This window comes from Clostridium sp. (assembly GCF_047718555.1).
Lineage (GTDB): Bacteria > Bacillota > Clostridia > Clostridiales > Clostridiaceae > Clostridium_I.
On sequence record NZ_JBDNRK010000075.1, the window covers coordinates 1 to 17,733 of the forward strand.

At 30.8% G+C, this 17,733-nt stretch carries 17 protein-coding genes and 2 other annotated features; of the genes, 5 read left to right on the plus strand and 12 right to left on the minus strand.

Features of this window, described 5'->3' with window-relative positions; translation table 11 throughout:
- From mntA to ABF633_RS18960, 3 genes are all read right to left on the minus strand, one after another.
- A partial coding sequence (mntA, locus tag ABF633_RS18950) for a type VII toxin-antitoxin system MntA family adenylyltransferase antitoxin (protein ID WP_415525965.1) occupies positions 1-346 on the minus strand: 346 nt, incomplete at its 3' end.
- A gap of 270 nt (positions 347-616) precedes the next feature.
- Positions 617-1,843 (minus strand): tyrosine--tRNA ligase, encoded by a 1,227-nt coding sequence (gene tyrS / locus ABF633_RS18955; protein WP_415525967.1) that lies wholly within the window; start codon positions 1,841-1,843, stop codon positions 617-619.
- 460 nt (positions 1,844-2,303) lie between these two features.
- Positions 2,304-2,568 (minus strand) — a binding site (T-box leader).
- Between the two features lie 95 nt (positions 2,569-2,663).
- On the minus strand, positions 2,664-3,863 hold the full coding sequence (locus tag ABF633_RS18960) for a PLP-dependent aminotransferase family protein (protein WP_415525969.1): 1,200 nt from the start codon (positions 3,861-3,863) through the stop codon (positions 2,664-2,666).
- 154 nt (positions 3,864-4,017) lie between these two features.
- Positions 4,018-4,269 (minus strand) — a binding site (T-box leader).
- A 451-nt stretch (positions 4,270-4,720) separates the two neighbouring features.
- Here ABF633_RS18960 and ABF633_RS18965 point away from each other — a divergent pair.
- Both ABF633_RS18965 and ABF633_RS18970 read left to right on the plus strand, forming a co-directional pair.
- A complete protein-coding gene (locus ABF633_RS18965; RefSeq protein ID WP_415525971.1) occupies positions 4,721-5,668 on the plus strand; it encodes an AEC family transporter in 948 nt (315 codons plus the stop codon).
- A gap of 200 nt (positions 5,669-5,868) precedes the next feature.
- Positions 5,869-6,177 carry a hypothetical protein gene (locus ABF633_RS18970; RefSeq protein WP_415525973.1) on the plus strand — a complete coding sequence of 103 codons (309 nt, stop codon included), beginning with the start codon at positions 5,869-5,871 and terminating at the stop codon, positions 6,175-6,177.
- 264 nt (positions 6,178-6,441) lie between these two features.
- Here the strand turns inward: ABF633_RS18970 and ABF633_RS18975 are convergent, their stop codons facing one another.
- From ABF633_RS18975 to ABF633_RS18990, 4 genes are all read right to left on the minus strand, one after another.
- Positions 6,442-6,687, minus strand: coding sequence for a hypothetical protein (locus ABF633_RS18975; RefSeq protein ID WP_415525975.1), 246 nt, complete (start codon positions 6,685-6,687; stop codon positions 6,442-6,444).
- 56 nt (positions 6,688-6,743) lie between these two features.
- Positions 6,744-8,192 (minus strand): catalase, encoded by a 1,449-nt coding sequence (locus ABF633_RS18980; RefSeq protein WP_415525977.1) that lies wholly within the window; start codon positions 8,190-8,192, stop codon positions 6,744-6,746.
- 295 nt (positions 8,193-8,487) lie between these two features.
- Positions 8,488-8,967 (minus strand): recombinase family protein, encoded by a 480-nt coding sequence (locus ABF633_RS18985; protein ID WP_415525979.1) that lies wholly within the window; start codon positions 8,965-8,967, stop codon positions 8,488-8,490.
- Positions 8,968-9,282: 315 nt separating this feature from the next.
- A complete protein-coding gene (locus tag ABF633_RS18990) occupies positions 9,283-10,260 on the minus strand; it encodes a serine hydrolase (RefSeq protein WP_415525981.1) in 978 nt (325 codons plus the stop codon).
- 747 nt (positions 10,261-11,007) lie between these two features.
- On the opposite strand from ABF633_RS18990, the gene ABF633_RS18995 reads away from it, so the two are divergent.
- Entirely contained in the window at positions 11,008-11,901 is an 894-nt protein-coding gene (locus ABF633_RS18995; RefSeq protein WP_415525983.1) for a L,D-transpeptidase family protein, read from the plus strand.
- A gap of 97 nt (positions 11,902-11,998) precedes the next feature.
- Here the strand turns inward: ABF633_RS18995 and ABF633_RS19000 are convergent, their stop codons facing one another.
- The 3 genes from ABF633_RS19000 to ABF633_RS19010 form a co-directional block, all read right to left on the minus strand.
- A complete protein-coding gene (locus tag ABF633_RS19000; protein WP_415525985.1) occupies positions 11,999-12,973 on the minus strand; it encodes a magnesium transporter CorA family protein in 975 nt (324 codons plus the stop codon).
- A 323-nt stretch (positions 12,974-13,296) separates the two neighbouring features.
- Positions 13,297-13,734, minus strand: a complete 438-nt coding sequence (locus ABF633_RS19005) for a MarR family winged helix-turn-helix transcriptional regulator (protein ID WP_415525987.1) — start codon at positions 13,732-13,734, stop codon at positions 13,297-13,299.
- A gap of 70 nt (positions 13,735-13,804) precedes the next feature.
- The gene (locus ABF633_RS19010) at positions 13,805-14,011 is read right to left on the minus strand and encodes an NUDIX domain-containing protein (protein ID WP_415525997.1); all 207 of its coding nucleotides are present in this window, start codon (positions 14,009-14,011) and stop codon (positions 13,805-13,807) included.
- A 163-nt stretch (positions 14,012-14,174) separates the two neighbouring features.
- Here ABF633_RS19010 and ABF633_RS19015 point away from each other — a divergent pair, with 163 nt between their 5' ends.
- Both ABF633_RS19015 and ABF633_RS19020 read left to right on the plus strand, forming a co-directional pair.
- Entirely contained in the window at positions 14,175-14,765 is a 591-nt protein-coding gene (locus ABF633_RS19015) for a TetR/AcrR family transcriptional regulator (protein WP_415525989.1), read from the plus strand.
- Between the two features lie 80 nt (positions 14,766-14,845).
- The gene (locus tag ABF633_RS19020; protein ID WP_415525991.1) at positions 14,846-15,574 is read left to right on the plus strand and encodes a CPBP family intramembrane glutamic endopeptidase; all 729 of its coding nucleotides are present in this window, start codon (positions 14,846-14,848) and stop codon (positions 15,572-15,574) included.
- 317 nt (positions 15,575-15,891) lie between these two features.
- On the opposite strand, the gene ABF633_RS19025 is transcribed toward ABF633_RS19020, so the two are convergent.
- Both ABF633_RS19025 and ABF633_RS19030 read right to left on the minus strand, forming a co-directional pair.
- Positions 15,892-16,632: an HAD family hydrolase gene (locus ABF633_RS19025; protein WP_415525993.1), complete on the minus strand. Its 741-nt coding sequence runs from the start codon at positions 16,630-16,632 to the stop codon at positions 15,892-15,894.
- Positions 16,633-16,794: 162 nt separating this feature from the next.
- Complete coding sequence (locus tag ABF633_RS19030) at positions 16,795-17,547, minus strand: SDR family NAD(P)-dependent oxidoreductase (protein WP_415525995.1); 753 nt, start codon at positions 17,545-17,547, stop codon at positions 16,795-16,797.
- Between the last annotated feature and the right edge of the window lie 186 nt (positions 17,548-17,733).

Below are 17,733 nucleotides of genomic sequence, written 5' to 3' on the forward strand. Positions count from 1 at the left end.
CACCATAATTATATATTACATATTCTATATAATCACACACTTTTATATAGTCCTTTTCATATAAATTTCGACCTTCTTTTATAGTTTTAAATTGAAGAGTAATTGGTGCTTTTTTTAAATTTATAGTATCAATATTTTCTATTTTAAGTATTTCCGTAATATCACAGGCAAACTTAATTTCTTCTAAATCATTTATATCTTTATTATAAAGTATAGCAAAATCGATATCGCTATCTTCTCTTTGATATTCAGTTCCATAAGAACCTATTATCCATACCCCCAAAATGTCAGGCTGCTGGCTAAAATATTTTTTTAGACTTTCTATTTTATTTTCTATATTAAGCAAAACTACTCACCTCCAGCTTTAATTTTTCTAAGACATTATTTTTGTACATCTATATTTTTAATTTTAAATTTTCCAATAATTATATTTTACTATTAATTATATGTTACCACAATAAAATACCAATATTTAAAACTGACTTAGTATATAAATAAGTAGGTAAAATTTTTATTTATCTTGCCTATTGCATTTCAATAAGCAAGATAAATTATTTTTAGAACTTAATATGCTTTATCTTTTTAAATAAGTTTATCATTTAAATTTCACAATATATTAATTTTCCATCTTAACCTTAAGAAATTTGCCTTTACCAACCTGAATAACAAAACTGTTATGTGGATTCGCCATTAAAAAATTACTGAACCTTTTCCCATCTATTTTTACTGCCTTTTGACTAATAAGTCTTCTGGCTTCGCTGGTACTTTTGGCAATACCACTTTTAGCTATAATCTTTGTAAGATCTATTTGGTCATCTTTAGCAAAGCAATCCAAGGATATAATAAATTCATCAATATCGTCTGGAATTAGATTCTTTTGAAATACAGTTTTAAAATGTTCTTCTGCTACTTCACTTTCTGAATTTCCCCAGTATAAAGTAGTTATCTCTCTTGCAAGACGCATTTTAATATCCCGCGGATTTATTTTAGGATTCTCAAGTTCCAGCTTAATTTTATCAACTTCATCTGGATGAATATCCGTGGCAAGTTCAAAATATTTAATAATGAGCTTATCGGGAACAGTCATAGTTTTTTGAAAAATTGCAGTGGCATCTTCACATATTCCTATATAATTTTTAAGACTCTTGCTCATCTTTTCAACTCCATCAGTACCTTCAAGCAAAGGCATAAATAAGGCTGCCTGACTCTCCTTGCCGTAATCCTTTTGGAGAGTTCGCCCCATAAGAATGTTAAAAGTTTGATCAGTCCCCCCCATTTCAATATCTGCCTCTAATTCTACTGAATCATAAGCCTGCATTAATGGATAAAAAAATTCATGAAGTCCAATGGATTGATTGTTTTTATATCTGTTTTCAAAATCATCTCTTTCAAGCATTCTCGCAACAGTGACCTTGCTTGCAAGTTTTATTACATCTTGAAAATTAAGTTTTGACAGCCATTCACTATTAAACCGCAGCTCTGTCTTGTCTCTGTCAAGTATTTTGAAAACCTGATGTTCATAGGTTCTTGCATTTTCAAGCACCTGCTCATCACTTAATGGCTTACGTGTTTTGCTTTTACCTGTTGGATCACCAATCTTACCAGTAAAATCACCAATTATAATCACTGCCCTATGTCCTAAATCCTGCATTTGCTTAATTTTGCGCAATACAACCGCATGACCAAGATGTATATCCGGTGCAGTAGGATCAAGTCCAAGCTTAACTACAAGGGGAGTATTGGTTGTAATACTTTTTTCTAATTTTTTCATTAAGTCTTCTTTGTTTATAACCTGATCTACTCCTTTCATAATAATTTTAAATTGTTCTTTTGCATTTATCATTATTTCTCACCCTTCAATATATGGCGTACAAGGTACTATAGGCCCCTCGTCATGGCTATTTTACACACAAACTACATATAATCAATAAATCTTAATTAACAAAAATTTGTACTTCCGCTAAGTTTATATAAACAGAGTTCTTTGTTTCAGGTGGAGTTTTTTTCTCCATCTGAAACTTACTAACAGAGTTCTTAGTATCGGTATTTTCGATACTTAGAAATCGTTGTCCTTTAGGGTAAATCGTTATCCAGGGACGTAGCAGCCGTTATCTCCCACTTTGATAAAAGATGGGAGTATTACGGATGATAGTCATCGGATAAATTATCCAGAGACTAGTCATCACTTATATTCCGCTGAATGCATAAAATGTAAGCAAATTTATGGATTTATACAATTTTTATGAGGAATATAAGTCATCAAATAAATAAGAATATAAAAAAACCCCCGTCCTCTGCTTTATGCAGAGGACGAGAGCTTTACTCACGTGTTACCACCTCAATTTATTTGCACATTACTGTACAAACCTCATCAGGTACGGCAAAAAATGCTTATACCTTATCCATATAACGGTGGCACCCGACAAAAGTCTACTGAGATTGTGTAATTCAATCCTTTCAATTTGTAACTCAGAAATGTATTCAAAATCTGTTTTCTGCACCTCTCATCATCCGGTAACTTTCTGTTGAAAACCCATGATTTCTACTTCTTCTCTTCACAGCTTTATTATATAAACAATAGACTATCAGTAAAATCCTTTAATGTCAATATCATATAATATTTTTTTATTATATGTATTACTATATAATAAATATGAATACTATCACAATTTTACGCATTTTCTATCTATAATTTCCCTTGTTGCTTTTGCTAATCTCTTAATACCTTCTTCAATCATTTTCTCATCACAATTTGTATAGTTCAACCTTAATGTGTTGGTGCCTTCTTCATTAGCATAAAATGGATCACCTGGTACAAAAGCAACATTTTCTTTAGCTGCAAGATCAAATAAGTCTAAGGATGAAACTCTTTCCGGCAGTGTTATCCAAAGGAACATACCACCTTCTGGTTTTGTACTTTTTATCTCTTTCGGAAAGTATCTTTCAATCATTGATACCATACAATCCCTTTGCCCTTTATATAATTGCTTAATTTTTTTTATATGATCATCAAGATCGTTATCTATTAAGAACTGATATACTACTCTTTGTGAATAATAATTACTATGCAAATCCGCAGATTGCTTTGCAATTATTAATTTTTCCATGATTTCACCTTTGGCACATATCCATCCAAGCCTCATTGCTGGGGCTACTATTTTAGAAAACGACCCCAGCATAATTGAATTGTCTTCCAAATAAGTCCTTATAGGAGGTAAGTCCTGCCCCATAAATCTTAGTTCACCATAAGGATCATCTTCAATAAGAACTGTATTATACTTTTTTAAAATATTTGCGGTCATTTCTCTATTTTCTGCCGAATATGTAATGCCCGAAGGATTTTGGAAATTGGGAACTGTGTAAAACAATTTAGGTCTATGCATATTTAGCGAACTTTCTAGTAAACTAGTATCAACACCATCATCATTCATAGGTACAGAATTAAACCTTGGCTCAAAAATTGAAAATGCCTGTATTGCTCCTAAATAACCTGGACGCTCAATAAGGATATTATCATTTTTATTCAGCAATACTTTTCCTATTAAATCTAATCCTTGCTGAGACCCATTTGTTATCAATATCTCATCAGCATCAATCTTTAATCCAAATCTCTTAAAATATCTTTCAGCGATATATTGTCTTAAGGGAAGATAGCCTTCAGTCGTACTATACTGAAGTACAGAATTGCCATTTTCACTCAAAACCTTCTGTGAAGCTTCTTGTATTTCTTTAACTGGAAAAGATAGAGGATTAGGAAGACCACCTGCAAAAGATATTACTTCAGGATTTTCTGTTACTTTGAGAATTTCTCTTATAAAGGATTTTTTAACATTATTCATTCTTTCAGCAAATACTATACTCATTAATTATCTTTAGTGAGAGAGTGTATAATAAATACTAAACCCTCACTAAAATTCACTTCCTTTCTTTTTATACTGTTTTTATATACAATCTAAATTTTTATTGTTTCCTCTACTGCGCATTAAGGGGAAATAAAAAAGCCCTTCATCCTATAATATATAGGACGAAGGGCGAATCTCCGTGGTACCACCTAATTTTGTACAAATGTACACTCTCAATATAGTACGGGCATATATACCGATACTATTTCCCTTCTAACAGTGGGAACTCCGTTAAAGCCTACTCACATGAAGCTTTCAGTCTAAAGCTCCGTGGCTACATTCATTACATCAATCATGGGAAATTTCCACCAGCATTCCCTCTCTTTATTTCAACAACGTAATTACTCTTCCACATCAATGCCTTTAGTTATGTTACTTTATTATAGATATAATATCAATATTACATGACACTGTCAAGATACTGCTATAAATGTTTAGACATTTGAATGTAAGTTCGCTGCGTAATATTCATCATTATTATAGTTCAAACAATATAAATAGTAGTCTTCACAGCATCTAAAAAAAGATATTTGTACCAAAATGGAATTTAGAAAATCCATAAATATGTACTTTACAATGAGTTTATTAAAATAAGTAAAAAGGCAATTAGATGGAGTTTAAGATAGTAGATTAAGTATTTGGCATTAAATTATAATTTGTATATTAGACAATTTTTATTATAATGTAATATATATGCCAAAATATGAATTTATCCAGTAACAGACACAATTTTCTGGATAATTCTTCTAAACTTAGTGAGAATACAAACTTTCACTAAGTAAGATTTATTTATGATTTAGAAAGGTGAAAATGAAAAAATGAATAGTTTGATATACAGTTTAAATGCCACTATGCCCATATTTTTCGTTATTGTAATAGGATATGTACTGAAACGAATAAGGATGCTAAACGACAATTTCATAGAAGTGGCCAATAAATTCAACTTTAAAGTTACTTTACCGTTACTATTATTTACTGATATAGGATCAACTAATATAATTAAGAATTTTGATGCAAAATATATTTTGTTTTGTGCCATAGTTACATCAATTTGTTTTTGGTCAATCTGGTTCTTTACTAAAAAATTTATGAAAGATTCCTATATAACAGGAGCTTTTGTACAAGCATCATTTCGTGGAAGTGCAGCCATTATGGGAATTGCTTTTGTTCAAAATATCTACGGTAATGCTGGCATGGCACCTATGATGATTATAGGTGCCGTTCCTCTTTATAACATATATTCTGTTATTGTACTTACTTTTGAAGGTAAGAATGTTGAACAAGGAAATGATAGCATAAAAAAAGCATGTATCAATATTATAAAAAATCCAATCATTATCGGAATTCTACTGGGAATGTTAATATCCTTGTTAAATATTCATTTTCCACAAATGGTTGATAAAACATTTAAAAGTTTTGCAGTTATGGCGTCTCCCCTAGCTTTAGTTACTATCGGGGCTGGTTTTCAAGGAAGAAAAGCATTGGCAAAAATAAAGCCAACTCTAGCAGCCTCCATTATCAAACTGATAGTTCAGCCAGCTATATTTTTGCCCCTAGCAGTATATTTTGGGTTCAGAGATCAAAAGCTTGTAGCTTTGATTATTATGCTTGGTTCTCCAACCACGGTAAGCTGCTATATCATGGCAAAGAATATGAATAATGATGGCATATTAACTTCCAGCATTATTGTATTGACAACTTTATTATCGGCTTTAACACTGACATTCTGTATTTTTGTGTTAAAAAGTTTGGGACTTATTATGTAGTTTGAATAATGGTGTAATACATAACCTTCTCTCATATACCTTGCTTAATTTACAAAATGTTAATTGATTTTTGAAATCAATCACATAAACAAAAATTAATATTAAAACATACATAATTGTTGAGAAGGATGTGAGGTAAAATAAAAAACTTTAAATTATTTAATAAGACAACAGCTATACTTATAGTTTTTATTGTATCCATGTTTTTGTTTGGAGGGTGTAATAAAAATATTTCAAGTTACCAAGATTCAGTACAAGATCTAATTAAGGGAAATCCTATTAAGAATACAATTGAGAAAAATTACGAAGCTAAAATTCAGCCATTAATAAATGATTCTACCATAACTAAAGATCAAGCTAATAAAATATTAACTTACCTTATGGGAAATATAACCACTATAACTAAGGAAAGCATACAAAATGAGAATAATGCTCTGAATAAACTAGTGAATGATAAAGTTATTACCCAGCAGCAGGCAGATAAAATAATTAATGCTTTAAGGGAATAAAAAATAAAGAAGCTGTCTAGGATGTATATTACTTTACACATGAGTTAATAAGCTTTAACATGAAAAAACATTAGTATTTCTATACTAATGTTTTTTCTGTACATATTTTTATTTTTGGGGTATAAATTCTTTTATTTAATTATAGTACTTTTTCTTTTATTTGTAAACGTATTCTGCAAGATTTATTATAAAAAAATACACTAGAATCAAGTAATTCATTTAATCTTCTTAGAGCAAAATTACTATATACTATAGAAAATAGTTCTAATCTTTATTTCTAAGAGCATTATTTGTATTATGGATATATGTAGCAATTATAGTAGATGTTATTATAATTATATACTGAAGAAAACCAATAAATATCTCTGTTGATAGACCTACAATGCCAACTCCAAAATCATTTGGATCAGTATTGGAATGAAATAAAAATATTTTAGATCCAAATGCCAGCCAATAAATTATATAAGATACATTTAGATGATTAATTTTATATATAAATATTTGTTTCACCCCTGGGGTGTTATTTTCTACACAATTTCCATATTTTACACCCCAAAGGTATATTGCTATGACTTTGTATACACTGTTATTTGCTGAGCCACCTGTTTTCCAAGTTCCGGCGAAGCATTGTACAGATATTTCAGCACGATGCTTTGCGTTTCTCTAGATACAACGGCAAGATCGGCAGCCAGATTATCCACAAGATGGTTCTGCTGAATTTGAGAAAGAGAAAGATATCGTTGACCGGCTTGTGTAAAATTATCCTGTTTAGGTATGTCAGATCGCATCAGGTGCCCTGCTGCATATGTGCCGTTACCGCTGGTTACAAGAGAATCTGGGGACCAATTTTTCTGGTTATTAACAGGTATTTTACGAAAATCTGGTCCCAGTCGCCTGCGCTGTGAATCCCAATATATATTGGCACGGCCCTGCAGTATCTTGTCATCCGACAGTTCTGCCCCCTCTAGAAGATTGGATGGCGAAAATGCCACTTTCTCTACTTGCTCCATGTAGTTATCTGGATTGCGGTTGAGTATCAGACGACCTACAGGTATCAATGGATACTGCTGTTCATCCCACACTTTGGTGTCATCTAACGGGTCAAAAGGCAGTATACGTTCGTCATCAGGGTACATTAGTTGTACCCGTAATTCATATTGTACCGTATTCCCTGCTGCAATGGTATCGTACAAGTCCTGACCTGCAATATCAGGATTAGCGGCGGCCAGCTGGCTAGCTTCCTGACGTTCAATGTACTGCTCACCAGCAAGGGGAATCCAGTGATATTTCACATAGCGGCGTATACCTTGGGCATTTTTCCAAACATAGGTGTTCACACCATATCCCCTGATATGTCGGAAGCTTTTTGCCGTGCCTACATCTGAATATAACCAAGTAAGGAAATGGGTTGCCTCAGGAGCACGGGCTATAAAACTCCAAAATCGCTCGGGATCAATTAGGTTGTTTACAGGCGAAGGCAAAAGGGCCATGATAGATTCTGGAAAGCGGATAGCATCCCGCACTAAGAATACCGGGATATGGTTGCAAAGCAAATCAAAAACGCCCTCATCCGTATAAAACTTGGTAGAAAAACCACGCACATTACGGGAAGTATCCGGGGTACCCTTAGTGCTTACAGCAAAAGAAAATCTTATGGTGGTTGGAATCTTAGTTCCAGGATTCTGTAAAAAGCTAAGTTTTGTGTATTCTTTCATGGAATGCATTGTCTGAAAGTATCCAAATGCACCAAAGCCTTTTACATGTACCGGGCGCTCTATAATCTTGGTATTTACAAAGGTTTCTAATGTTTCGTGTAAAATGTTGTCCTGTTCCAATACAGGACCTCTTTTTCCCACAGTCTGTGAATGTAAAGTAGCCATGGAATCGCTATATCCTTGTGAGTGGATATAGCCCTGCGACTTGGATATGTTGTTAGATATTCCTATATTTTCTGGATTGTTATTACTCACAGCTTTTTTTACTTTCCCGTTAGAAGGCTCATTATTATGTTCCATTATCTTCCCCTCCTATAATTTATTCGTATATCTGATGCTTTTCAGTGAATTCTCTTTGGCTTGATTTTTACGAATTATTTGAATCTAAGGATAAAATAAATTACTACATTTACTATATTATTATTAATACATTTACTATATTCATGAAAATTAAAATGGTATCAGTTTATTGATGAAAATAAGCCACATACTGGAATCAATATCCATTATGTGGCCTTTTTTCATTAGTTTTTATCATTAATATTTTTTCTAACATACTCTTATTCCATCTTTTACTTTATGAGTCTATAATTTTTTATCCTATCTGATTTTTAAAAGTATGCATTATTTTTCTATAAAAATATTCTGTATCGCTTACTTTAAATACCTTATTTGTCTCTTCTTCTATTACCCAGTAAACGCCATTTCCAAGCCTTTTATATCTGCATCCTTTGATTTGAAAATCATATACATAGGATTTAGGTTTTATATCATCGTTACCTGGACACCACACTGAAGCACCTATGCTATCAATAGCTTTCCTGATTTCTATGTAATCTTCATAATTACAAGAGAGCCTGTACAATTCATCTATACAAACAATATCCCCCTCTGCAAGTTCATTTAGCATTTTCTGCAATACGGGACGGTTCATATCATCACTCTTATTTTCATCAGTATAAACTAATTCACACTTTAAATCTCCTGCATCTTGTAGAAATTCTACTTGCTTTTGTATATTCTTATTATTTACATTTTCATGTATATCTCTTGCGTATCCAATTATTCTACCCATATGTAATCTCCTAATATTTGTTTTTATAATGTAATTATTATATATATTCATATAATATCCATTAATTATGTAAACTTGCTCCAGCAATAAAAGTACAAGGTTTTATTGTTGGAATTATAAAAGTTTTTCACATCTGTACTCTTAGATACTTAATATTTTATCATCATTTTTTAAAGCTTCAAGATTTGATTCTAAATATTATGGTGGTAATTGTGTCCATGTACCCCTATTTTTGTGAACAAAGTATGAATATAAGCATATCACCAATATTAGTACTGTTAAATGAAACAAAAACTGCTATTATTGTACAAAACACTACTTTTCATTTTGATAATCATATACCATTTTGGATATATGGGCAATTACTTCATTAGCATTAGAAATCCCTTTTGTATATATTGATATTGCATATGGTTTATCTGTATATACTATACCTGCATCATTTACATAATCACTGTAATTTCCAATTTTATGTGCAACTATTTTAGTATCTATATACTTGTCAAGTCTATCGTGAAAATCTGTATTTTTCATTATATCTATTATATGGGAATAATAAGCGTTATTATCCTTATTCTCATATAACTGTGTTAATATATTTGTTTCTTGTGCTGCTGTAATATAATTGTCAGAATGGTTTGTGGTATATCCCAACTTTTTATCTACCAAAGTTCTAAAATTTTCATATCCAATTCTTCTTATGAGCATGTTAGTAGCTATGTTGTCTGAATGCATTATAGAGTAGTCAGCTAAAGTTGTTATAGCATAAGGTTTTGACCTATCCATATCTTGAAGAATTCCTGTCCCTTCTTCATAGTCTCCACTTGTATAAGTTAACTTCTCATTTTCACTGGCTTGTCCATTTTTAAACATATCCGCTAAAACTATATTTAATTGTATCTTTACTGTGCTTGCTGCTAAAAATGTTTTGTCAGAGTTTATATTTATTTGTTCTCCAGATGTTATATCATAATAACTTAAGCCTATATTGTTTACATTACCCCCCAAATAGCTTTTTATATCATTTTCCAGCTTATCCTTTTTGCTCTTTAATTGTTCTTCCTTTAACTTCTCTTCTTTGATGACCTCAAGTTGTTTCTCGTCTTTATTGCCATTATTATCTGATTGACTATTTGCTACCTGAGCTTTTGAGTTGTTATTCTGTGATTTGTTATTAGAGGACTCACTTTTAGTAATATCAATTTTTTTATAGTCAGAATTAGCCAAAGCTTTCTGCTGAAATACAATTCCCAATATTATAAATAAAATAGCACCTAATTTTAAAAGTTTCATGCTACATACCTCCACAAACAATTTATGTTTCTCTTTTCTGGATTTCAATATTTTATATCAGCAATATTCCATAAAATGATTTATCCCATCATCTTTAGTATAAATTTAACTTGCTGTATAAATATCAAGAAAATATGTGAAGAATATGTAATGGTAAAATTTACACACCTGTGGTGTAAAAACTGGCAATTAATCATTTACTATATTAATCCATTACAATTATATAATTTTAATATCTTTAATAAATTCATATTTAATCAAACTGTGCAATATAGTATTAGGTTCTTTGTTATCATGTGAATTTATGTAAATTTATATAAATCACATAGATTTCACATAAATATTTGATAATTCAAATATGATTATTATATTATAATCATATGTAAAGAATATATTAATAAAATGTAAATTAATACATTATGATTAATTAAGGTGATGTAAATGAAAAAAGTATTAATAATTATCGTACTGTTTACTTTAATAATGAGTATGTTTATTTTATATATTTATTTGTACTAGATACATATTTAGAATTATTTTAGGTATAAAAATAGTTGATATAATGATAACATCAAATAAATTGATTATTACAAAATGTTTGGATAATTAATAATAGTACCTTAAAGTTTTTATAATCTATACATAATAAATAGCCAAGATCTATAACTATCCTAGGTTATTAAAACATGGAGTTAATAGAAAAATAAAATTTATAAAATATCGTTAAGAGGAGGATGGAAGAGTAATATGAGGCGAATTTTATCAATAGTAATTACAGCGTTAATAGTAATCTTTACTTTTTCTGCCTGTGGTAGCTTCACTAATATAAGTAGTGCTTTTGCACATAATTTGTCTTCTAGTAAGGATAAAAATAGTGCAAAGTCTAGTTCACAGGTAGATAAATCCAATAATACAAGTGAATCTTCTGATAAAGATAAAAAATCGACTTCTACAGCAATAACTCCATCAAGAGATATCCTGAAGACAGGGGATAAAGGTGATGATGTAAAAGATGTTCAAAAGTCACTTAATAAATTTGGTTATACTGTAGATGAAGATGGTAATTTCGGAGAGCAGACAGTATATGCTGTAATGGATTTTCAACATAGACATGGTCTTACCACTGATGGAATAGTACAAGGCGCCACATTAGTGGATTTAAAAAAGGATCCTACAGCAGATGTAATGTATCAGCCTACATCACAAGTAGTATCCAATGCCAATGCTTCAAATGTTGAAAATATAGTGAATCAGATAGATACTCAAAGTTATACTAACTATTACATTATGGTAAATATCTCGGAGCAAATGGTATATATCTTTAATGGGACAAATCGTAATTGGAAATTAATAAATACATTTCAGTGTGCATCAGGAACAGGGGGTACCCCAACAGTTCTAGGACATTTTTTTGTAGGAATTAAAGGACCTCAATTTAAATCAGGACAAGCCACACTTAAATACTACACTCAAATTAAAGGCAATTATTTATTTCACAGTGTTTTGTTTGATAAAAATGGTAATTTATTAGATGGTACTTTAGGAAAATCTGCTTCTCACGGCTGCGTCAGATTAGCTCTTGAAAATGCAAAATACATTTATGACAATATTCCCATAGGTTCTGGAATTTGGATAAAATAGACATATGTCATAATAAACTCTGATTACATTATAGCCATTAAGCTTAATATAAAAAAATGGCTGATAAGTATTAAGCATTCTTAACAGCACCTATAAGTTAAAACAACTTTTTCTTATTTATCAGCATGGACAAAGCAATACTAATTGTGGGAACCATAATCATTCCAAAAACAATCCAGAAGGCATTTGGATAACCATGCATCGGAATCCCTTCAACATTCATCGAAAACAAGCCGCCCACCAATGTCATTGGTAGAATAACAACTTGAATAATTGTAAAAACAGCCATTAAATTGTTGCTTTTATAATTTGTCAGTGAAGTAAAGGTTGAATCAATGGATTCAATGACTTCTTTTTGGTTCTCCAGCATATCCCATATCTTTTCTGCTTTATCTGTGATATCATCAAAGTAAATCTCCATATTTTCAGGAAGATATTTTATAATTACTTTTTCCAGCATAAGTATTACTGGCCTTACAGGTTTAACTACTCTTCTAAAATTAATGATTTGCATTTTAGTCATTGATATATTCTGAAGCATGGACTTTGAAGTATCTTTAAAGATGTCAATATTGATTTTATTGAGTAATATTCCTATTTTATCAAGCATAGGCATACAATAATCGAACAACCGCTTGGTTATTTCATAAAGCAGCAGTGCAGAGCCTTCACTCATATATTCCATTTTAGCTTTTTCCTGAGTGTAACAAAGACTGGCTAATGCTGTTAGAGGTTTTAATTCCCCTTCATGCAGCGTAATCAGGTAATTCGGTCCTATGAACATGTCAATCTCAGCTGCTTCAATGATTTGCAGGTCTTTTTTATATCTAGGCATATGCAGAACAATAAAAAAATACTCTTCATAATCATCAATCTTTGACCTCTGATGTTCTGTCATGCAGTCTTCCAGCAGTAATTCGTGAAAATTAAATTTCTTTTCCAGCATATTTATATCAGAAACAGCAGGCTTCTCTATATCAATCCACAATAGATCCTTATATTTCATTTCTCTAACTATTGAAGTAATGCTATTAGAATTGTTAGTATTTTTATTTTCATATTTTTTAACCATATGCGCTCCTTTCAACTGGCAGAATATTAATATTATTATCTTACTAAGTTCACTGGAAATGCATAGAATTCTAACTAATTATACTATAAAATTTCTTATCATGAAACGATTTAGTTATTCTTTTTCAAATGTTAATAAATATTAACATTGAGTTGCTTCTGCAATACTTAATTTTTTTATCTTGTAATTAAAATGCAGTTTTAATATCAATGAATCTTACTCAGTGGGAGTTTGTATTCCCACTGAGTTTAGATGAATTATCCAGCGGCTAGTCATCGGATAAATAAAGGATGAAAAATAATGAATATCCCTATTTCAAAAAATTATAGATTTTGATTGACCTTGATTAGTAGAGTCATCAAAGTATTTTTTTCACTTTCTGTCAAGCTTTCAGCAATACTTTTTTCAACTTCATCAAAGGCTTTATTAAATTCTTGTATTAAATTCTCACCTTTTGGTAGCACATAAATATTTTTCTGTCTTTCATTGTCTTTAGGAGTTCTTCGTTCAATATATCCTTTTTTCTCTAATCCTTGGAGCATACTGGTAATACTTGCTCCTCTGCGTTGAAAAACCTCTGCCAAATCTTTTTGAATAATACCATTATCCTGGTGTTCATAGATATAAGCAATCATACGACCTTGCTGGGAATTTAATCCTAATTCCTTTATCTTTTCATCGGCCTTTAATTTTATTTTTATAGAAATACTTCTTATCAAATCAGAATAGGGATTTTTCAAGAAATAGCCCAAATTATTCATTATAGCTCCTCCTTCAATAGGTCAATTAGAATTCTAACTATCTGCAGTATAATACTTAGAATTCTAACTGTCAACAATTAAAAATCATATCATTCTGCCCTTTATTAAAAATAAGCTTTGCAATAACTGAATATACACAAACAGGTTTTATATCATATTCATATGCTCCTGTTTCTTCAAATAATTCTCTTTTAGCAGTATCAATAATTCTTTCATTTTCTTCTCTATGACCGCCTGGAACTTCATATTTAGAACATTTTCTATAGTAGTTTAAAATTAAATTATTATTGTCTTTTTCATTTCTCTAAAAAGAATTGCTACAAAAATTATTTCTATAAAAACCATGGCTAATGCCAAAACAACAGGTGAAAGCGCAGTCCAAGTTATGAGTATTGACAGTTTAACGCTATAAACATATAATAATAAGCAGGTGATTACTAATGCAAATAATAAAAGAAGAATTGCGAAACAGGATTTTAGAAATTGCGGAACAGGAATTTTTGCAAAATGGGTTTGACAAAGCTTCCTTACGTGTTATTGCAAAAAAATGTGGAACTACAATCGGAAATTTATATCACTATTTTTCCAACAAAGAGGCTTTATTCGAAGACCTTGTAAAACAGGAATATAATGCATTTTTGTATTTGATGGAGCATAATCAAAATTCACAGTTAATTCATTATGATCCAAGCCACAGGAATGATATTTCATTAAAAAAAATGTTTTATAAAAATATTGAAAAACTGATGCCTGTGTTTACAAAAAGATTTTTGCTTCTCATTGATTGTAGTCAAAAAACAAAATTTGAGACTTCCAGAAAGCAAGTATTATCGATGATAGAGCAGCATGTAAAAATGCATTTTATGGAATATAGTGTTCCGGTAACACCAGGATTTGAAATAACTTTGTCAGAACAACTTCTTGCAGGCTTATTGCATATTATTAAAACCTGTGAGGATGAGAATATGAAGCGGTTGCTCATAAGTGACATGTTTGCTTTTTATATGGCAGGAACATTATACTTTTCTTAGTGAAAAGTATAATGTTTACCTTAAAAATGAGCAAGTGATTACTTATAAATAAAATTGCATTTTGAAAGGAAATGATGTTTATGGAAAAAATTAAAAAACTACCATTATGGAAATCAATCCTGTTTTTTGCTTTGCCAAGCACGTATTTTTTTCTAATGACCCGGTTTTTTACACCTTTTCTAAATCGGTCTTTGAAATTACATCCATCATTGAGTTGGTATGTAACTGGACTTTTTGTATTTGTTCCCCTTTTTATTATGGCAATTCTTCTTGTAAAACACGAGAATGGAATGCTTGATTTGAAGACACTGTTGCAAAGACTGAGATTTAAAAAACTTACTTGGGAGGATATAAAGTGGACAGTAGGTGCGACGTTGCTCTCCTTTATTGCGATGGGAATTATTTGGGGAATATCTAATTTTTTAACATTTCACTTTTCAGTTCCTGCCTTGCAGACTACACCAGGATTTATGAGTTCACAACCTTTGGAAGGTATGGAAAGGCTATATTTGTTAGTATGGATGCTAATGTTCTTTTTTAATATTGTCGGTGAACAAATGTTGTGGCATGGATATATTCTGCCTCGCCAGGAATTGACTCACGGAAAATGGGCTTGGCTTGTAAATGCCTGCTGTTGGCTCCTCTTTCATCTGTGTTTTGGAATTGACTTGATTATTATTTTGTTACCTCTTTTGTTTATCATACCTTTTACCATTCAAAGAACAAAGAATACGACAACAGGGTTAATTGTCCATGCTATTGTTAATGGACCAATGGCAGTAGTCATAGCTTTAGGATTTATAAAGTGATAATTGAGAATAATATACTCTAAGTCATCAACCACCACTTGGGATGAAAAATAATGATGATGTGAGTAGAAGAATTTAAAAATAATTTAATTGAGGATGGTAAAAGTACTAATACTGTCAAAGCTATGTTGGAGATATTTCAGCATTTATAAAATATCTTAGAAAAATGGGAGTAGAATTTGATGGAACATTGTAAAAGGGGTGGAGGGAGCATCTTAAATAAACAAATTTAACACAATGCTAATTCTGTGAAATTAAAAGGAGCTGCTTAATTCAACTCCTTTTGTGCGTCTTATAAGAATAATGTGCAATAAAAATTAAACTAAATTTAGAAGTTCGTGTAAACACAAAATCTCATAATTAGCACAATCTTTTTCATTAACTACTTCCTTTCTAAAATTTAGCCATACTGTTTTCATTCCTACACTTTTTGCACCGACTATATCTTGATAATAGCTATCTCCAACAAACATTATTTCTTCTGGATTTAAAGAATCACTATTAAGTGTCCTTAAAAACATTTCTTTATGAGGTTTAATATAACCCACATCAGATGAAATAGTTACTGTATTAAAGTAGTGAAATATGTTATTTTCTCTAAGTTTTTCAATAAGAAGCCTCCCAGGAAGCATCATATTTGAAATCATTGAAAGCAAATATCCTTTATTTTTCAGTTCTCTTAATAAATATGATACATTTGGGTATATTTCTATATATTTCATTGTATTAATGAAAAACAAAACCCTGTTAATAAATACTTCATCAATTTTGCAATTAAACAGTACATGTAACTTCTGTTGTAACAGATTATAGGATTGAGGGTCTACCAAATCTGACTTCTCATGATTAACAAAAACACTATAGATTTCATCATTAAAGAATGCCTCTATCTCTGTTAAACCCACCCCTGTTTTTAGATATTGTGATATTTCTTTATTCACAAAAATATTATTAATGCCTTCCCAATCTAAGTAAAGAAACTTTTTTTCAATATCAGGTTTCGGATAGCCTATAACATACCCAAAATCAAAGTATATACCTTTTATTCCTTTAAACAAGTTCAACCTCCCCAGGTAAGTTTGTTATAAATCATTTTATTCAATAGAAGAAAATTTTATGTCTCATGACATTAAGATAAATAGTTACATTCGTATTATATTACTGTTGCGTCTTAATAGAATATTGCGTATTAGTAACTGAATGAATATTGACGTTTAATTTTATTTATTCATGGCTCTTTTGGTCATTTTTACCATCATTTTACCAATTAATAATGGAAAAAGGTAACTCAATTTTGTTGACACGGCGTCACTAAAGGAAGATGTTATGATGAATTTTTTACTGTCTATGTGTTTAATAAAACCTTTTCCAACTTTTTCAGGTGATGCTTTAAATTCCTTTGGAACTGGAAGTGGTGAAGATGATTTTGTATTAGTTAGTGGCGGATGCATTATATGAAATGTTACACCGCTATCTACATATTCGTTGTTTAAGCATTTGGCTAAAGATTCTATGGCCCCCTTGCTGCATGCATATGAACTTATATTTATATATCCAGTTACGCCTACACCTGAACTTGTAAAACATATCTTACCCTGTCTTTGCATTTTCATAACAGGCAGTACTGCCTTTGCTAAATTTATAGCACCATGAAAATTCACATCCATTACTCTATCAAAATCTTCTATGTTGTGTTCTTCAAAACTTTTGAATAAACATAAGCAAGCATTATGTACTGCATAATTTATGCTACCAAATTGAGCATTTGTTTGATTAACCGCCATTTTTACTGATTCTGTATCACAGACATCACACTTAAAACTTAACAAGGTTTTAGAATAAGTTTCCTTAAGTTTATCAATATTTTCGCAATTTAAATCAAGTACGGAAACACAGTTTCCATTCTCAAGCCACTGCCTGGCCATGAAATAGCCAATACCCTCATTTCCACCAGTTATTAATAAAGTATTCATATTTCTCTCCTCACCTGTATTGTAATTAGCTATCTATAAAAATAATGTTAATATTATAGTTTTTGTTAAGGTTCTATTAATTCGTATAAGTATACTGTTATGTATCAATTTATATAGTAATTATACCTTGTATTAAATAGTATTTCCATATTTTATTATATAAAAATAGATGTAGCTCTATAAACT